Annotated in this window: 13 protein-coding genes; 8 read left to right on the top strand and 5 right to left on the bottom strand. The window is 60.1% G+C overall.

From position 1 onward, the window contains the following. Positions 1-77 precede the first annotated feature (77 nt). The 5 genes from ACR0EZ_RS02405 (at position 78) to ACR0EZ_RS02385 (ending at position 7,535) form a co-directional block, all read left to right on the top strand. Positions 78-2,495, top strand: coding sequence for a GcvT family protein (locus ACR0EZ_RS02405; RefSeq protein ID WP_480610360.1), 2,418 nt, complete (start codon positions 78-80; stop codon positions 2,493-2,495). Between the two features lie 31 nt (positions 2,496-2,526). Continuing rightward, positions 2,527-3,126 (top strand): nucleotidyltransferase family protein, encoded by a 600-nt coding sequence (locus ACR0EZ_RS02400; protein WP_480610359.1) that lies wholly within the window; start codon positions 2,527-2,529, stop codon positions 3,124-3,126. 750 nt (positions 3,127-3,876) lie between these two features. Further along, entirely contained in the window at positions 3,877-5,313 is a 1,437-nt protein-coding gene (locus tag ACR0EZ_RS02395; protein WP_480610358.1) for a DegQ family serine endoprotease, read from the top strand. 178 nt (positions 5,314-5,491) lie between these two features. Beyond that, positions 5,492-6,172 (top strand): response regulator transcription factor, encoded by a 681-nt coding sequence (locus ACR0EZ_RS02390; RefSeq protein WP_480610356.1) that lies wholly within the window; start codon positions 5,492-5,494, stop codon positions 6,170-6,172. After that, positions 6,165-7,535 carry a sensor histidine kinase gene (locus ACR0EZ_RS02385; RefSeq protein ID WP_480610354.1) on the top strand — a complete coding sequence of 457 codons (1,371 nt, stop codon included), beginning with the start codon at positions 6,165-6,167 and terminating at the stop codon, positions 7,533-7,535. The genes ACR0EZ_RS02390 and ACR0EZ_RS02385 overlap by 8 nt, the downstream gene beginning before the upstream one ends. Here ACR0EZ_RS02385 and ACR0EZ_RS02380 read toward each other — a convergent pair. From ACR0EZ_RS02380 to ACR0EZ_RS02370, 3 genes are read right to left on the bottom strand one after another with little or no spacing between them, the layout of a single operon-like run. Next, positions 7,532-7,999, bottom strand: coding sequence for a CYTH domain-containing protein (locus ACR0EZ_RS02380; RefSeq protein ID WP_480610352.1), 468 nt, complete (start codon positions 7,997-7,999; stop codon positions 7,532-7,534). The genes ACR0EZ_RS02385 and ACR0EZ_RS02380 overlap by 4 nt on opposite strands. Next, entirely contained in the window at positions 7,996-8,751 is a 756-nt protein-coding gene (locus ACR0EZ_RS02375) for a ParA family protein (RefSeq protein WP_480610350.1), read from the bottom strand. Before ACR0EZ_RS02375 ends, ACR0EZ_RS02380 begins: the two co-directional genes overlap by 4 nt. Beyond that, the gene (locus ACR0EZ_RS02370; protein ID WP_480610348.1) at positions 8,748-10,196 is read right to left on the bottom strand and encodes a CHAD domain-containing protein; all 1,449 of its coding nucleotides are present in this window, start codon (positions 10,194-10,196) and stop codon (positions 8,748-8,750) included. Before ACR0EZ_RS02370 ends, ACR0EZ_RS02375 begins: the two co-directional genes overlap by 4 nt. A 374-nt stretch (positions 10,197-10,570) precedes the next feature. Here ACR0EZ_RS02370 and ACR0EZ_RS02365 point away from each other — a divergent pair, with 374 nt between their 5' ends. Continuing rightward, positions 10,571-10,918: a TfoX/Sxy family protein gene (locus ACR0EZ_RS02365; protein ID WP_480610346.1), complete on the top strand. Its 348-nt coding sequence runs from the start codon at positions 10,571-10,573 to the stop codon at positions 10,916-10,918. A gap of 61 nt (positions 10,919-10,979) precedes the next feature. Here ACR0EZ_RS02365 and ndk read toward each other — a convergent pair whose 3' ends face one another. Then, the gene (gene ndk, locus ACR0EZ_RS02360; protein WP_008757405.1) at positions 10,980-11,402 is read right to left on the bottom strand and encodes a nucleoside-diphosphate kinase; all 423 of its coding nucleotides are present in this window, start codon (positions 11,400-11,402) and stop codon (positions 10,980-10,982) included. 101 nt (positions 11,403-11,503) lie between these two features. Beyond that, positions 11,504-12,706 (bottom strand): multidrug effflux MFS transporter, encoded by a 1,203-nt coding sequence (locus tag ACR0EZ_RS02355; protein ID WP_480610345.1) that lies wholly within the window; start codon positions 12,704-12,706, stop codon positions 11,504-11,506. Between the two features lie 107 nt (positions 12,707-12,813). On the opposite strand from ACR0EZ_RS02355, the gene ACR0EZ_RS02350 reads away from it, so the two are divergent. Together ACR0EZ_RS02350 and ACR0EZ_RS02345 are read left to right on the top strand one after the other, a co-directional pair. After that, positions 12,814-14,664: an ABC-F family ATP-binding cassette domain-containing protein gene (locus ACR0EZ_RS02350; RefSeq protein ID WP_480610343.1), complete on the top strand. Its 1,851-nt coding sequence runs from the start codon at positions 12,814-12,816 to the stop codon at positions 14,662-14,664. Beyond that, positions 14,661-15,281: a MarC family protein gene (locus ACR0EZ_RS02345; protein ID WP_480610341.1), complete on the top strand. Its 621-nt coding sequence runs from the start codon at positions 14,661-14,663 to the stop codon at positions 15,279-15,281. The genes ACR0EZ_RS02350 and ACR0EZ_RS02345 overlap by 4 nt, the downstream gene beginning before the upstream one ends. Positions 15,282-15,318: the final 37 nt, after the last annotated feature.

The following is a 15,318-nucleotide window of genomic DNA, read 5'->3' as shown; positions in this document are numbered from 1 at the left end:
CGACATGTTTTGTCGGTTTTCGTCTTGCATCACTGGCCCTGCCGATCAGACTGGCACAAATTCTGACGGAGGCTTGCATGAAACTCGAAACCCGCGTGGCGGTCATTGGTGGTGGTGTCGTTGGCTGTTCCGTCCTCTACCATCTGACAAAGCTCGGCTGGTCCGACGTGATGCTGTTAGAGCGGTCCGAACTGACCAGCGGGTCCACTTGGCATGCGGCAGGCGGGTTTCACACGCTGAACGGCGACACCAATATGGCGGCGCTGCAGGGATATACGATCCGTCTGTACAAGGAACTGGAAGAGATCACCGGCATGTCCTGCGGCTTGCACCATGTGGGAGGGGTGACGCTGGCCGACAATCAGGACCGGTTCGACATGTTGCTGGCCGAACGTGCCAAACACCGGTTCATGGGGTTGGAAACGGAAATCGTCGGCCCGGAAGAGATCAAAAAGATTGCTCCGATCACCAATACCGACGGCATCATCGGCGCGCTTTACGATCCGCTGGACGGCCATCTTGATCCGTCCGGCACCACCCATGCCTATGCCAAGGCCGCGCGGATGGGCGGGGCGACGATCGAAACGCACTGCATGGTGCGGGAAACCAACCAACGCCCCGATGGCACATGGGATGTGGTCACTGACAAGGGCACCATCCACGCCGAACACATCGTCAACGCAGGCGGCCTTTGGGCGCGTGAGGTTGGCGCGATGGCGGGCATTTACTTCCCCCTGCACCCGATGGAGCACCAGTATCTTGTGACGGACTCGATCCCGCAGATCGAGGCGATCATCGACGCGGGCGGCGAGCACCCGCATGTGATGGACCCTGCCGGGGAAAGCTATCTGCGGCAGGAAGGTCGGGGGTTGTGCATCGGATTCTACGAACAGCCCTGCAAGCCCTGGGCGGTCGACGGAACGCCTTGGGACTTCGGGCACGAATTGCTGCCCGACAATTACGACAAGATCACCGACAGTATCGAGTTTGCCTACTCCCGCTTCCCGGTTCTGGCCGAAGCCGGGGTGAAATCGGTCATCCACGGGCCGTTTACCTTTGCGCCCGATGGCAATCCTCTGGTCGGGCCGGTTCCAGGGGTGCGGAACTATTGGTCCGCCTGTGGTGTCATGGCCGGGTTCAGTCAGGGTGGCGGCGTCGGGCTGACGCTGGCGCAGTGGATGATCGAGGGCGAGCCGGAACGGGATGTCTTTGCCATGGATGTGGCGCGGTTCGGCGACTGGATCAGCCCCGGCTACACCCGCCCCAAGGTGATCGAGAACTACCAAAAAAGGTTCAGCGTTGCCTATCCAAACGAGGAACTGCCCGCCGCGCGTCCTAACCACACGACGCCGATGTACGACATCTTCAGCGATCTGGGCGCGGTCTGGGGCCAGCAATACGGGCTGGAAGTGCCGAACTACTTCGCGCAAGACGGCGAGCCGGGTTACGAAACCCCCTCTTTCCGCCGCTCGGACGCGTTTGAGGCAACAGGGCGCGAGGTCCGGGCGGTGCGTCAGGGCGTCGGGATCAATGAGGTCCACAATTTCGGCAAGTACCGCGTCACCGGACCCGGCGCGCGCGACTGGCTGGACCGGATCATGGCCGGGCGCATCCCTCAGCCGGGCCGGGTGTCCCTGACCCCGATGCTGTCGCCCAAGGGCAAGCTGATCGGCGATTTCACCGTCTCATGCCTGAGCGAAACATGCTTCCAACTCACCGCCTCGTACGGCAGTCAGGCGTTCCACATGCGCTGGTTCCAGCAGCTGGGCCAGCCCGGTGTGACGGTCGATAATATCTCGGACCGGCTGAACGGGTTCCAGATCGCAGGGCCAAAAGCCGCCGAGGTTCTGAGCGCCTGCACGCGCGACGACGTCTCGACGTTGCGGTTTCTGGACGTGCGCCCGATGACCGTCGGCACGACCGACTGCATCGTTCAGCGGGTCAGCTATACCGGCGATCTGGGCTACGAGATTTACTGTGATCCGATGGCCCAGCGGCAGTTATGGTGGACCTTGTGGCAGGCCGGTGAACCGCATGGCATGGTCCCGTTCGGCATGCGGGCCATGATGTCACTGCGTCTGGACAAGTTCTTTGGATCGTGGATGCGGGAATTCTCGCCCGACTACACGGCGGCGGAAACCGGGCTGGATCGGTTCATCTCGTTTTCGAAGAACGCAGATTTCATCGGGCGCACAGCAGCCGAGGCCGAAAGGTCCGGCGGCGCGTCCCGTAAACTGGTCGCCTTCGACGTCGATGCGGACGACGCGGACGTTAACGCATACGAACCGATCTGGCTGGACGGGGCCGTTGTCGGGTTCTGCACGTCAGGCGGGTATTCCCATTTCGCCGGAAAATCCGTCGCCATGGGCTTTCTGCCAACCGACCGCGCCGTTGACGGGCTGGAGGTAAAGATCGAAATCCTCGGCCAGATGCGCAGGGCCCGCGTGATTTCAACCCCGCTTTTCGACGCCGATGGCGCGCGTATGAGGGGATGACTTCCCCTGCGGTCAACGGCATGTTGGCCGCATGAGCCGGATTCCGATCATCCTGTTGGCCGCTGGCCAATCCCGCCGCATGGGCGGAACAGACAAGCTGATGCAAGAGGTCGATGGCATGCCGCTGATCCGGCGTATCGCGATTGCTGCGCGTGCGGTCGGCCCGGTGATCGTGGCCCTGCCCCCAGCCCCACACCCCAGACATGACGCCATCGATGATCTTGACGTGCAAAAAGTTCCAATTCCCAACGCCGCTGAAGGGATGAACGCCAGCCTGCGCGGCGCGCTGGCGCATGTTCTACCAAACGCCCCAGCGGTGATGGTGGCACTTTCGGACCTGCCGGATCTGACCACGCAAGATCTGGCCGCAGTCCTGCAATCCAGAGTAAACCACCCCGATCACCTGATCTGGCGCGGCGCGACCGAGGACGGCAAACCCGGTCATCCCGTCCTGTTTGACCGAAGCCTGTTTGACGAGTTGTCCGCGTTGAAGGGCGATGATGGCGCGCAAGCCGTCGTGCGTTCGCATAAGGACAAAGTACACCTGCACCGCCTGCCCGGGCGGAATGCGCTGTTGGACCTCGACACGCCCGAGGATTGGGCAGCATGGCGCGCAGATCGCACCCCGTAAATGAACACGGCCCGGTCGTTTCCGACCGGGCCGGTTGCCCAAAACAGGACTACCACTTTTCACCAATCCCAAAAACGCAACCAGATCACCACACAGGTGTACTGGTCAATCCGCTGCTGAACCGAAACAAGACCCCCTCGTTAACATGCCGCTAGCGCTTTTTAGACTGAGCTAGCCGTCGACACCCCCTAGTGCCTTCGGCTCCCCCTTACTTGGGCAAATTCATCCTCCCCGATCCGAAGTCTCGAAACAACGTAAAATTGGAGGAAACGGTTAAGTTTGGCGAAAGGTGTTTGGCATTTGCGCAACATCTTGCCGGAGGCTGCACCACTTTAAGGAGAGTGCAATTTTTAGCCGCACAACGATAACAGTCGTTATGCACAAACTTTTAGCCTGCATTGAAAACAAATAAAATGGTTTATTCGCGGCTCACCTAACATACGCAAAACGACATACAATCCAAAGGTGAATTGCCGGGTTTGGGTCAAGGCGATAGCCCGTTTGTCAACCAAACTGATTTAATTCAACGTTTTTGAAAATTTGACACCGATTTCGGCAACAATTCTCCGATTCGAATGCAGGATTTGTGGCGAAACGAACGAATCCACGGCCGTCACCGCCGCTACAGGACAGGGCCTTTGTGGCGAAATTAAGATTTCTTAATGGACCAGTCAGCAAAGACACAGGTTTGACGGGCATCTGCTGTTCCAACGCGCGGCTGTAATCGCGCGGTACATACAGGAGACACACATGAGCATCCGTAAATCCCCGCTTCTTTTGCCGCGCACATCCAACTGGATCGGCGTCGGTGCGTTAGGGGCCGCCATGCTGGCCACGACCGCCCTGCCCTCAATGGCGGATGAAGCGCTGGCCGATCTGGTTGAAAGCGTATCACCTTCGGTCGTGACCATTATCGCCGAGCAGGACGCCGCACCTGCACCGGCACAGGGACAAAATTTCGATTTCGAAGGCCACCCGTTCCAGGAATTCTTCAAGCGCTTCGGCGGCCCGGAAGGGTTCAACATGCCCCAGCGCGGCCCGGCTCAGGGCCTTGGGTCCGGCTTCGTTCTGGATGAGGCTGGCTATATCGTCACCAACCACCACGTGGTCGACAATGCCTCGACCATCACCGTCCGGCTGAACGACGACCGCACATTCGAAGCCGAAGTGATCGGCACCGACCCGCTGACCGATATCGCTGTGCTGAAAATCGACGCCGGTGAAACGCTGCAAGCTGTTGAAATGGGTGATAGCGAAGTTATCCGCGTGGGCGAGGATGTCGTGGCCATCGGCAACCCGTTTGGCCTGAACTCGACGGTGACCACCGGCATCGTTTCGGCCAAGGGCCGCAACATCTCGCAGGGGCCCTATGCCGAATTCATCCAGACCGATGCGGCCATCAACAAGGGTAACTCGGGCGGACCGCTGTTCAACATGGAAGGCGAAGTGATCGGTGTGAACTCGGCCATCTATTCGCCAAGCGGCGGCTCGGTTGGGCTGGGTTTTGCGGTGACATCGAACATCGTCGAACATATCGCGGCAGACCTGCGCGATGATGGTCAGGTCAGCCGCGGCTGGCTGGGTGTCTCGATCCAGAATGTCAGCCCGGAACTTGCCGCGGCATTGGGCATCGACCAATCCGCAGGGGCTTTGGTGGCCGAGGTCGTCTCGGGCAGCCCGGCAGATGGCGTGCTGCAACAGGGCGACGTGATCCTGACCTTCAACGACGAGGATGTCGATTCAAGCAGCGATCTGCCTTTGCTGGTCGGCACCACCAAGGTTGGCACCAACAGCACCCTGACCGTGCTGCGCGACGGCAAACCGCAACAGGTTGAGTTGACGATCGGTCAGTATCAGACGGCCTCGGCCGATGCTGACACCACAGTTGACAGCAATGTCTCGGGCACGTCCCTGGGCGTCACCGTCGCCCCCCTGACCGACGCATCCCGCGCCGAGATGGGTGTTGGTGAAAACATCGATGGCGTGGTCGTGACCGAGCTGAAACCCGACAGCCCCGCCGCCAAGGCAGGCCTGCAACGCGGCGACGTGATCGTGAAACTGGGCAACCAGGACACCTTTACGCCGGATGCGCTGAAGGCGGCACTGGACAGCGAGAAAACCGATCCGGCCCTGGTGCTGATCAATCGCGGCGGCAACCAGATCTTTGTTGCGGTGGAAGTCGCCTGAACGAAGACCCGCGCGCGCCACTTGATGGGGAAATCTGGCGCGCGCCTCCCCGGCGGTTTGACTTGTCCGCGATCCGCCGGGTTGCCGGGTGCGTTCTCCGCACCCGGCAAGAGCATTGGTAAATCATGTGCTTTGAATGAATTTTGTGTTTAAATCCCGGTAGAAAGGAACCCGCATCATGAGCCGTCGCCTGCTGATCGTTGAAGATGACGAAGATACTCGGGACTTCATCGCCAAAGGGTTTGGGGAAGAAGGTTACGTTGTCGAGGTTGCCGCTGATGGCCGCGAAGGACTGTATCACGCGACCGATGGCGGGTTCGACGCGGTTGTGCTGGACCGGATGCTGCCGGGTCTGGACGGGCTCTCTTTGATCAAGTCCATGCGCGCGGCGGGCCTGAAAACCCCGGTCCTGATGCTGACCGCGATGAGCGCGGTGGATGAGCGGGTCAAAGGCCTGCGGTCCGGCGCTGATGACTATCTGGTGAAGCCGTTCTCGTTTCAGGAACTGCACGCCCGGATCGAGGCCTTGTTGCGTCGCCCGCAGGAATCCGAGGAGACCCCGACGCTTACCTGCAAGGACCTTGAGATGGACTTGCTGACGCGCAAAGTCACCCGCGACGGGCGCGAGATTACGCTGACCCCACGCGAGTTTCAGATCCTCGAGTTTTTCCTGCGCCGCAAAAACCGCGTCGTCTCGCGCACGATGCTGTTAGAGGGGGTCTGGGATTACCATTTCGACCCCAACACCAATGTCGTGGACGTTCATATCTCAAAGCTGCGCCGTCAGTTGGATGAGGGCGGAGAGATGCCGTTGATTGAAACCGTAAGGGGTGCAGGCTACATGATGTCTGATGGATAACCTGCGGCTTTCCCTGAACAATTCACGCACACGGCTTGTCGTCGCCAGCATGGTTCTCAGCACCTTTCTGACGGCGACAGTTCTGGCTTTGGTCTATGTGACCGCCAATCGCAGCATTGAATCCGAAACCCGATCGGTCGTGTCGGCGGAACTGACCGGGCTGGCAGATGAATACGAACGACGCGGGCTGATTGGCCTGATCGCAGCCATCGAACGCCGGCTGCCGACCGCGTCCGAGCGGGATGCCATGTATCTGCTGACGGACCGGTTGGGCGTCACGCTGGTCGGCAACCTCAAAAGCTGGCCCACCAACATCACCGCTGGCAGCGGCTGGGTCGAACTGGACGTGCGGCGCGCGGATAATGATCAGCTGGTGCCCGTCTCAGCCGCGTCCATTCGCCTGCCCGGCGGTGAACGCTTGCTGGTGGGGCGCGACGCGGTCGCACGCCAACAGTTCGACCGTGTCCTGTTGCGCTCGGTGGCGCTTGCCCTTGGAATTGCGCTGGTTTTAAGCGTTCTGACAGGCTGGCTGTTCACCCGTCTGGTTTTCTCGCGGCTGTCCGATATTGCCAGCACCGCTGAGAACATCGTCTCTGGCGACCTGTCCCGGCGCATGCCTATGCGCGGAACCGGGGATGAATTCGATCAAGTCGCGGGAACGCTGAATAACATGCTCGACCGGATCGAGGAACTGATCAGCAACCTGCGCACCACGTCGAACTCGATCGCCCATGACTTGCGGTCGCCCCTCTCACGTCTGCGGCAACGGGTCGAGGCCCTGTCCGATCCGGGGAAAAGTGATCTGGACCGCGAGATCGACATCGCCCGCGCAACCGGCGAAATCGACCATGTTCTGCGGGTTCTGGGGCAACTCACCGATATCTCACGGGCCGAGGCCGGTCTGGGGCGCGAGCAGTTCGAACAGGTGGATTTGCAGCAACTGGTCAGCGATGCGGTTGAACTCTATGACCCCGTGGCGGCGGACAAGGGCATCCAGCTCGAGGTTTTGGGGCAAGTCGAACCGATCCAGGGCCACCGCCCCTTGTTGTCGCAGGCGCTTTCAAACCTGCTGGAAAATGCGATGCGCTATGCGCCGCAGGATACGGCGATCACGATCTCGATCGCGCGCGACGGCGAATTCACCCGCCTGAGCGTCCGCGACCGGGGCCCCGGCGTGCCCGAAAAAGACCTCCAGCAACTGCAAATGCCCTTTGTCACCCTTGATCCGGCACGGACCGAGCGCAATGCGGGACTTGGGCTTGCGCTCGTGGCCGCCATATCACGCATGCATGGCGGCGCGTTTTCTGCGCGCAACTGCGATCCGGGGCTTGAGACGACGATCAAGCTGGCCAATCAGCCCTAAGCGGGCACACCTTTGATCGCCATCGTCTTGTTTTTATAGCGTTTATCCGACGTCACATCTGCGCCGAACCATTCCGGCGGCCGAAACCCAACCGCCTCGGGTTCAGAGGTGAATTCCACCTCGACCAGACATAACGGCGCGAGGTTTCCCTGAAAGACATCCAACTCGAACGTCCGGCCATCCGGCAGTTGACTAGTAAACCGTTCCTTTTCTACCCGCCGGCTTTCGGTTTCCGGCCAGAACGTTTGGAATTGCTCCTGTGAAATCTCGGTCTCACGTTCGACCCGAACCAACCCTTCTCCGCCCTTGAGGGTCAGAAAATAGCGCTCACCCTTCTGGCGCAGGCGAAGTTCAGTCGAGTCGTCCGGCGCAGTCAGATAGCCCTGACGCACCACCGCCTTATCCGCGCCTTTCAGATCCGGCAGGCGTGCCACCAGAAACTTGCGCTCAATTTCCTTGCTCATTTGGACGAGATCACTCCGTTCTCAAGTTCATCAAACAGCGCCTGATAGGCCCCGCTGGCGGCGCTGCGCCGGGCATAGGTGCTGACCGGCGCGCGGTGCTGGCCCATCTTTTCGATATCCGCCGCGAACGGTATCGAGGTTTGCAGAAAACGCTTGCGGTACAGTTTGCGCATCTTCTCCATCGTTTCCTGATGCAGCGTCTTGCGCATTTGCACCATCGAGAAAAAGGCACGTAGCTTCTTTTTGCGCAATTTGTGCTCAGCGAAGAAACTCACCAACTGATCGAAAGTCCGCTCGGACAGGGTCGTCGGAATGACCGGCACCACGATTTCGTCGGCGGCTTTGAAAATATTCTCGGACAATGTCGAGAAGTTGGGCGGGCAGTCCAGAATGATCACGTCGTAATCGCTGCCCGCCGCGATCAGAGCCTTTTTCAGCCGCGACCGCTTGTTCCGCATCCGGGACAGAAACACATCGAAATCGCGGAAGGTCAGGTTCGCCGGAAGCACATCCAGCCCTTCGAAATCGCTGGCCCGGATCGCGTTTGTGAAACGTTTGACATCCTCGAAAAACCGGGCATCCGTCAACTTTTTCGAAGGCTTGACCCGAAAGTAGAACCCCGACGCCCCCTGCGGATCAAGATCGCACAGCAGCACCTGTTGACCCGCCTGAGCATAGGCATATGCCAAATTCACCGAGGTGGCGGTTTTGCCAACACCGCCCTTGTTGCTGTAACAGGCAATGATCTTCATCCATCGCTCCTTTTTTGGTGAAACAGGCTGCGGAAAAGCTGCCGAATGTCGGCGCTGTCAAACTGCTGGAAATTCGCAATCACGCGCGCCCGTTCGGCTTTTTGGCGCTGATCCAGCACCGCAATCAGCCCGCCTGCAGCCAGACCAAGCTGCGCATCGACCTGATCCCGGGCATTGCTTTGCTGTGAGACGAAATTCAGCAACGCCTCTTGCTGGACCGAATAATCGTTGAACAGGCCCAGGTTATCCTGAAGCCTTTTCAATGGCTTGATGATGGTTTTGAAATCACTTGCATTGAAGAGCGGCGCAAAGAACTCCATCAGATAGCGCAGTTTCTTGCAGTCGATCCGCAGGTCGTGCACAGCCTGATCCGGAGTCTCCTCGGAAATGCTGCGCGCCAGTTTGCAGACCTTGCGGTACCGTTTCCAGATCAAGGCGCAGGCATAGTCGTAAGCTGCACGGTTTGCATTCGGCCCCGGCTCTACCTTGCTGGTGTCGTTGAAAAGCTCGGCGAGCTTGACCATGGACGCGTCATAAGCTGCACTGCGCAACCGGCGGGACAAGCGCGATAATTCCTGTGCCCGTTCTTTTTCAAACCGGTCGAACATCATCTGCACACCGGCATGAAGATTTTGCGGTATCAGGCTGAAATACATATCCTTTTCCAGCAGATACACATCCAGATCGCGCGTCCGGCCGGTGACGGCCATAAGATCGGAAAAGACGCGTTTCAACTCAGCCGTCTGGCGTTCCGAGAAGACCCCCTTGAACAGGCTCAGGACCGATCGGATGCGCCGCAACGACACACGGTAGTCATGCAGGAACTCGGTATCGATATCGGCAATCACACCGCTTTCATTCTGACGCGCAACCGCAAGATATGTATAGATAATGTCCGTCGCGACTTGTATCGATGGTTCGTCTTTGCCCAATGGGATTTCGGGTTTGGCCTGATAAGGCTCCATCCCCGGAAAAAGGCCCTGAAACATCGCTTGGATCGTTTCATTGCCAGCAGTCAGCCCTTCGAGCGCGCTGTGAACCTCGGCAAAAGCGCGGTCATACCCTCTCAGCCTCTGAATTCTGACGATGGTGACCTGACCACTTTCAGACCTCAGCGTCAGCAGCTTACCGCGCACCTGTGTCTTTTCCAGGTCGTCCAGAATGGACAGGGCGCTTTCCTCGACCTCGCCTGCACCGATCACCATCAGGGCGCGCAGGGTCGGGAATCCCTTCAGCGCGTCGCGCACGGGGCCAGAGGGTAAATCCTGCGCAAAGCGACCGGCACCCTTTGCCTTTTGAAACCACGTCTGACCGTTGCCCTGCAGCAATTGCAGGGTTCCAGCCGCTTCAATAAGAATTCTGCCGCCATTGCGCAAAGACTGATCGTGGCAATCCAGAAACCGGCATGGCCGGGGCGCTGTCTGCCCGTCTTTCTGAACAGACATGTTCGTCAACGACTCTGCAAAAGCAGCCTCATCAAACACGCCCGGGATGACAAAGAACCCGTCTGTTTTTCGCATTACGACGTGCCCTTCCCCGAAGCCTCAAGATAGTCGCTCGCCAGAGTTTCCGCGATCTTCTGAACTCTTCAATCGCCCGGATCTTGCGCACCTTGAGGGTCTTGTCACCCAACCCGAACGGCGTGTTTGAATTGCGTTTGTCACACTAATCGCCGACGTCCCTGTTCTTGAAAATCCGGACCTCGTTCGACTGCGTGATGTCATGAAATCGCAATTCCCTCACATCGGCAAGCTGAATTAACCAAGGTCGGACCGTCTGCGCGGATGACAGTCGGTCGACGGCCCGCTAAGACAAACGCATGACTGACCCTGTCTCATCCATCCGAAATCTGGGCCCGGCCTTTGAACAGGCCTGTGCCCGCGCCGGGATCCACTCGGCGCAGGACCTGCGCGAACTGGGCGCGGATGCGGCCTATGCCCGACTGCTGCAGGCCGGAACCAAACCGCATTTCATCGGCTACTACGTACTGGTGATGGGCCTGCAGGGACGTCCGTGGAACGACTGTAAAGGCGATGAGAAAAAGGCGCTGCGCCAAAGATTTGACGCCATCAAGGCCAATACGCGCCCGGCCCTGAAAAGCAAGATGATCTCGGACCTTGATGCCATTGGGGTGCGCGTGTCACCGCAGGATATCGAACCGCTCTGAGCGCACGAAAAAGGCCGCATCCCCTGCGGGATACGGCCCCAGCATTCATTCGAAAGACGGATTAGCCGACCAGTTCGATGCCCGAGAAGAAATAGGCGATCTCAACCGCTGCGGTCTCGGGCGCATCGGAACCGTGGACCGAGTTTTCGCCGACCGATTCAGCGAACTCTGCGCGGATGGTGCCGGGGGCCGCGTCTGCGGGGTTGGTTGCACCCATGACTTCGCGGTTCTTGGCAATGGCGCCTTCGCCTTCCAGAACCTGCACAACGACCGGAGCCGACGACATGAATTCGCACAGTTCGTCATAGAACGGACGCTCGGCATGCACGTCATAGAACTTGCCTGCCTGAGCTTTGGTCATATGGATGCGCTTTTGCGCCACGATGCGCAGGCCAGCCTCTTCGAACTTGGCGTTGATTTTGCCAGTCAGGTTGCGGCGGGTTGCATCGGGTTTGATGATCGAGAATGTGCGTTCCAGTGCCATATCGGCCTCTCCTTACAATGTGGCGCGGGAGCGCGCCGAAATCCATCGCGCGCCGCCTAGCATGGTATTTGCATTATGAAAAGCACTATGTGGCGTGACGCTCAGATCGTGTCGGGCAACGGGTCGTGCAGATCGACCCAGCGCACATAGAGGATCGCCAGAAGGCCCACGAAACTGCTGGCGCACATCATGCCCAACACCAGATATGGCCCGTTCTGCGGGTTGACCAGCGCCCCGGTCATCGTGGTCAGAACCGCCCCCAGGGCCACGATCATAGCGCCTGACAGCCCCGCCGCGCTGCCCGCCAGCTTCGGGCGCACCGACATCACACCTGCCGAGGCATTGGCGTTGGTCAGGCCATTTCCGAAGCCCACACAGATGGCCGACCCGAAGAACACCCAGACCGAGCCCATATCCGCCAGAAACAACAGCAATCCGCAGAACGGCCCGGTCGAGGCCACGATCCGCCCGATCAGGATCATCGTCGACAATTGGGTGCGTGCCGCGATGCGCCCGGTGATGAAGTTGCCGACCATGAAGCCGCCGGTGATGATCCCGATGCCCAGACCCAGCATCGCGGGGCTCAGGTCAAACCAAGCCGCAGCCACCAGCGGCGCGCCGGTTATGAAGCTGAAGAAAGCTCCAATCGAAAAGGCGGCGCACAGCGCGTATCCCCAGAACCTGCGGGCGCGGAACAGATGCGGATATTCGCCAAGCTGCGCGGCAAAGGTCGAAGATCGGTTTACGTTCGTCTCGCCCATATCCATCCAAAGCAGAGCAAACATCCCTGCCCCAAAGACCAGATACAGCACAAACCCGGCGCGCCAGCCGAACAACATGTCCAGCGCCCCGCCCAGCATCGGCCCCAGCATCGGAGCCAGCGCCATTGCCATCGCGACATAGCCCAGCTTGCTGGCGGCCTCATTCGGCGGGTACCTGTCGCGGATCGACGCGCTCGACAGCACCGGCCCGGCCACCACCGCCGCCTGCAGCAGCCGGAACCCGAGGAAGACCCAGATTGACTCGGCCAGCACACAGCCCAGCGAGGCGAAGGCGAATATCCCCATCCCGATCAGCAGGATGGGCCTGCGCCCAAAACGGTCGGACAGAGGCCCGAGGATCAACTGCAGTACGGCGGACACGGCCAGATAGGCGGCGATGGACAGATTTACCAGCGCGTAATCGACCTGAAAATCCTCGGCCATCCGCGCCAGCGATGGCAGGAACATGTTCAGCGACAGCACCGACAGCGCCGTTGCAAAAATCAATGTTGCCAAAGATGGGGGCGTCCGGGCCGCGCGCATGGGTCAAAACCGTCTGAAATCCAACCGGATCAGCGCTATCACATCACCCGGCGCTTGAACATGCCAAGCCGCTGGCGGCGGCATCAACCCTCTGCTAAGAGCGGCGCATGCTACGGATCGAAGACATCACTTATGCCGTTGAAGGCCGCCCCTTGTTCGACGGGGCCAGCGCGACCATTCCTGATGGCCACAAGGTTGGTTTGGTTGGCCGCAACGGAACTGGCAAGACGACCCTGTTCCGCCTGATCCGGGGGGAACTGGCGCTGGAATCAGGCAATATCTCGGTCCCGAAACGTGCGCGGATTGGCGGAGTCGCTCAAGAGGTGCCGTCGTCCGATGTCTCGCTGATCAACACCGTTCTGGCCGCCGATACCGAGCGCAGCGCGCTCATGACCGAGGCTGACAGCGCCACCGACCCCGCACGGATCGCCGAAATCCAGACCCGGCTGGCCGATATCGACGCCTGGTCGGCCGAGGCGCGGGCGGCCTCGATCCTCAAAGGGTTGGGCTTTGATGACGACGATCAGGTGAAACCCTGCTCCGATTTCTCGGGCGGCTGGCGGATGCGCGTGGCGCTGGCGGCGGTGCTGTTCGCCCAGCCCGATCTGTTGCTGCTGGACGAGCCGACCAACTATCTGGACCTCGAAGGCGCGCTGTGGCTGGAAAGCTATTTGGCGAAATACCCGCATACGGTCATTATCATCAGCCATGATCGCGGGTTGCTGAACCGCGCGGTGGGGTCGATCCTGCACCTGGAAGATCGCAAACTCACGTATTACGCGGTGCCGTACGACAAGTTCGCCGAACGCCGCGCCGAGCGTTTGGCGCAAGCCGAGTCCGAGAACGCCAAAGCCAAGGCCCGCATCGCGCATCTGCAAAGCTATGTGGATCGGTTCCGCTACAAGGCGTCGAAGGCCGTTCAGGCCCAGTCGCGCCTGAAGATGATCGAACGCATCCAACTGGTCTCAACCCCGCAAGAAGCCGCTTTGCGTGCGTTCTCGTTCCCCAAGCCCGAGGAACTGTCCCCTCCGATCATCCAGATCGAAGGCGGCGTGACCGGGTATGGTGAGACCGAGGTGCTGCGCCGCCTGAACCTGCGCATCGATCAGGACGACCGCATCGCCCTGCTGGGCAAGAACGGTCAGGGCAAATCGACGCTTTCCAAGCTGCTCTCGGACCGGTTGCCACTGATGGCGGGCAAAATGACCTGCAGCAACAAGCTGCGCATCGGATATTTTGCGCAGCATCAGGTGGATGAGCTTTATGTGGACGAAACGCCGTTAGACCATCTGCGCCGCCTGCGCCCGGAAGAGGCACCGGGCAAATGGCGCTCGCGTCTGGCCGGGTTCGGGTTGAACGCGGATCAGGCGGAAACCGTTGTGGGCCGCCTTTCGGGAGGTCAGAAAGCGCGCCTGTCGCTGCTGATTGCCACCATCGACGCCCCGCATATGCTGATCCTCGACGAACCCACAAACCATCTGGACATCGAAAGCCGCGAGGCGCTGGTCGAGGCGCTGACCGCCTATTCCGGCGCGGTTGTTCTGGTCAGCCACGACATGCATCTGCTGTCGCTGGTCGCAGATCGGCTGTGGCTGGTCTCGGACGGCACTGTGAAACCCTTTGACGGTGATCTGGAAGCCTACCGGTCCCTGCTGCTGGCGCGCGACAAACCGGTCAAGGCAAAACCATCAGCCAGGCCCAAGCGCCCGTCGCGCGACGCGATGCTGGCACTGCGTGCCGATCTGCGCAAATGCGAGGACCGGATCGAAAAGCTGATGGATATGCACGAGAAACTCTCGGCCAAACTGGCGGACCCGACGCTGTACGAAGACGAAAAGATCAACGATCTGGAAACCTGGAACCGCAAATTCGCCGAAGTAACCGAGGCGATGCAAAAGGCCGAGGCGCTGTGGGTCGCCGCAGCCGAACGGCTGGAACAAGCAGAGAGCGCTGCATGAACGACACCGCCTTCCTGATAACCTCGTTCACCACGCTGGTGGTGGTGATCGACCCTCCGGCACAGGCGCCGATCTTTGTGGCGCTGACTCAAGGCATGGACCGGCAGATGCGCCGCGTGATCGCGATCCGCGCCTGTCTGACTGCCGCCGGGATTCTCGCCATGTTCGCCGCCTTCGGCGAGGCAGTGCTCAGCTTCATCGGCATCTCGATGGAGGCATTCCGCGTCGCAGGTGGCGTGCTGCTGTTTTTGACAGCGCTCGACATGCTGTTCGAGCGTCGCACCAAGCGGCGCGAAAACAGCGCCGAAGAGGAAGAGCACCCTGACCCGTCGGTCTTCCCCCTTGGCATACCGCTGATTGCCGGTCCGGGCGCGATTGCCACGATGATCCTGCTGGCCGGGCAGACGCCGGGGATCGAAGGGCTGGCCATCGTCATCGGCATGATGCTGATCGTTGTGGCGATGGTTTTCGTGACCTACCTGACCTCGGGCGCGGTGGCGCGGCTGCTGGGCAAGACCGGGCTGAACGTGCTGACGCGCCTTTTGGGCATGCTGCTGGCCGCGCTGTCGGTTCAGTTCATTCTGGATGGCCTCAAGGCCTTTGGTTTTGCGTCGTGAAGTCCCATATCGGGGCATGAGAGCTTTTTCCGGGTGA

Source organism: Ruegeria sp. AK4 (assembly GCF_056541025.1).
The sequence above is the reverse complement of the archived record's forward strand: the minus strand, read 5'-3'. Positions and strand labels throughout refer to the sequence as shown.

What these genes read in the sequence shown, in the direction of transcription:
- ACR0EZ_RS02405 (WP_480610360.1), top strand. Translation starts at nt 78, where the DNA reads ATGAAACTCGAAACCCGCGTGGCGGTCATTGGTGGTGGTGTCGTTGGC.
- ACR0EZ_RS02400 (WP_480610359.1), top strand. Translation starts at nt 2,527, where the DNA reads ATGAGCCGGATTCCGATCATCCTGTTGGCCGCTGGCCAATCCCGCCGC.
- ACR0EZ_RS02395 (WP_480610358.1), top strand. Translation starts at nt 3,877, where the DNA reads ATGAGCATCCGTAAATCCCCGCTTCTTTTGCCGCGCACATCCAACTGG.
- ACR0EZ_RS02390 (WP_480610356.1), top strand. Translation starts at nt 5,492, where the DNA reads ATGAGCCGTCGCCTGCTGATCGTTGAAGATGACGAAGATACTCGGGAC.
- ACR0EZ_RS02385 (WP_480610354.1), top strand. Translation starts at nt 6,165, where the DNA reads ATGGATAACCTGCGGCTTTCCCTGAACAATTCACGCACACGGCTTGTC.
- ACR0EZ_RS02380 (WP_480610352.1), bottom strand. Translation starts at nt 7,999, where the DNA reads ATGAGCAAGGAAATTGAGCGCAAGTTTCTGGTGGCACGCCTGCCGGAT.
- ACR0EZ_RS02375 (WP_480610350.1), bottom strand. Translation starts at nt 8,751, where the DNA reads ATGAAGATCATTGCCTGTTACAGCAACAAGGGCGGTGTTGGCAAAACC.
- ACR0EZ_RS02370 (WP_480610348.1), bottom strand. Translation starts at nt 10,196, where the DNA reads ATGTCTGTTCAGAAAGACGGGCAGACAGCGCCCCGGCCATGCCGGTTT.
- ACR0EZ_RS02365 (WP_480610346.1), top strand. Translation starts at nt 10,571, where the DNA reads ATGACTGACCCTGTCTCATCCATCCGAAATCTGGGCCCGGCCTTTGAA.
- ndk (WP_008757405.1), bottom strand. Translation starts at nt 11,402, where the DNA reads ATGGCACTGGAACGCACATTCTCGATCATCAAACCCGATGCAACCCGC.
- ACR0EZ_RS02355 (WP_480610345.1), bottom strand. Translation starts at nt 12,706, where the DNA reads ATGCGCGCGGCCCGGACGCCCCCATCTTTGGCAACATTGATTTTTGCA.
- ACR0EZ_RS02350 (WP_480610343.1), top strand. Translation starts at nt 12,814, where the DNA reads ATGCTACGGATCGAAGACATCACTTATGCCGTTGAAGGCCGCCCCTTG.
- ACR0EZ_RS02345 (WP_480610341.1), top strand. Translation starts at nt 14,661, where the DNA reads ATGAACGACACCGCCTTCCTGATAACCTCGTTCACCACGCTGGTGGTG.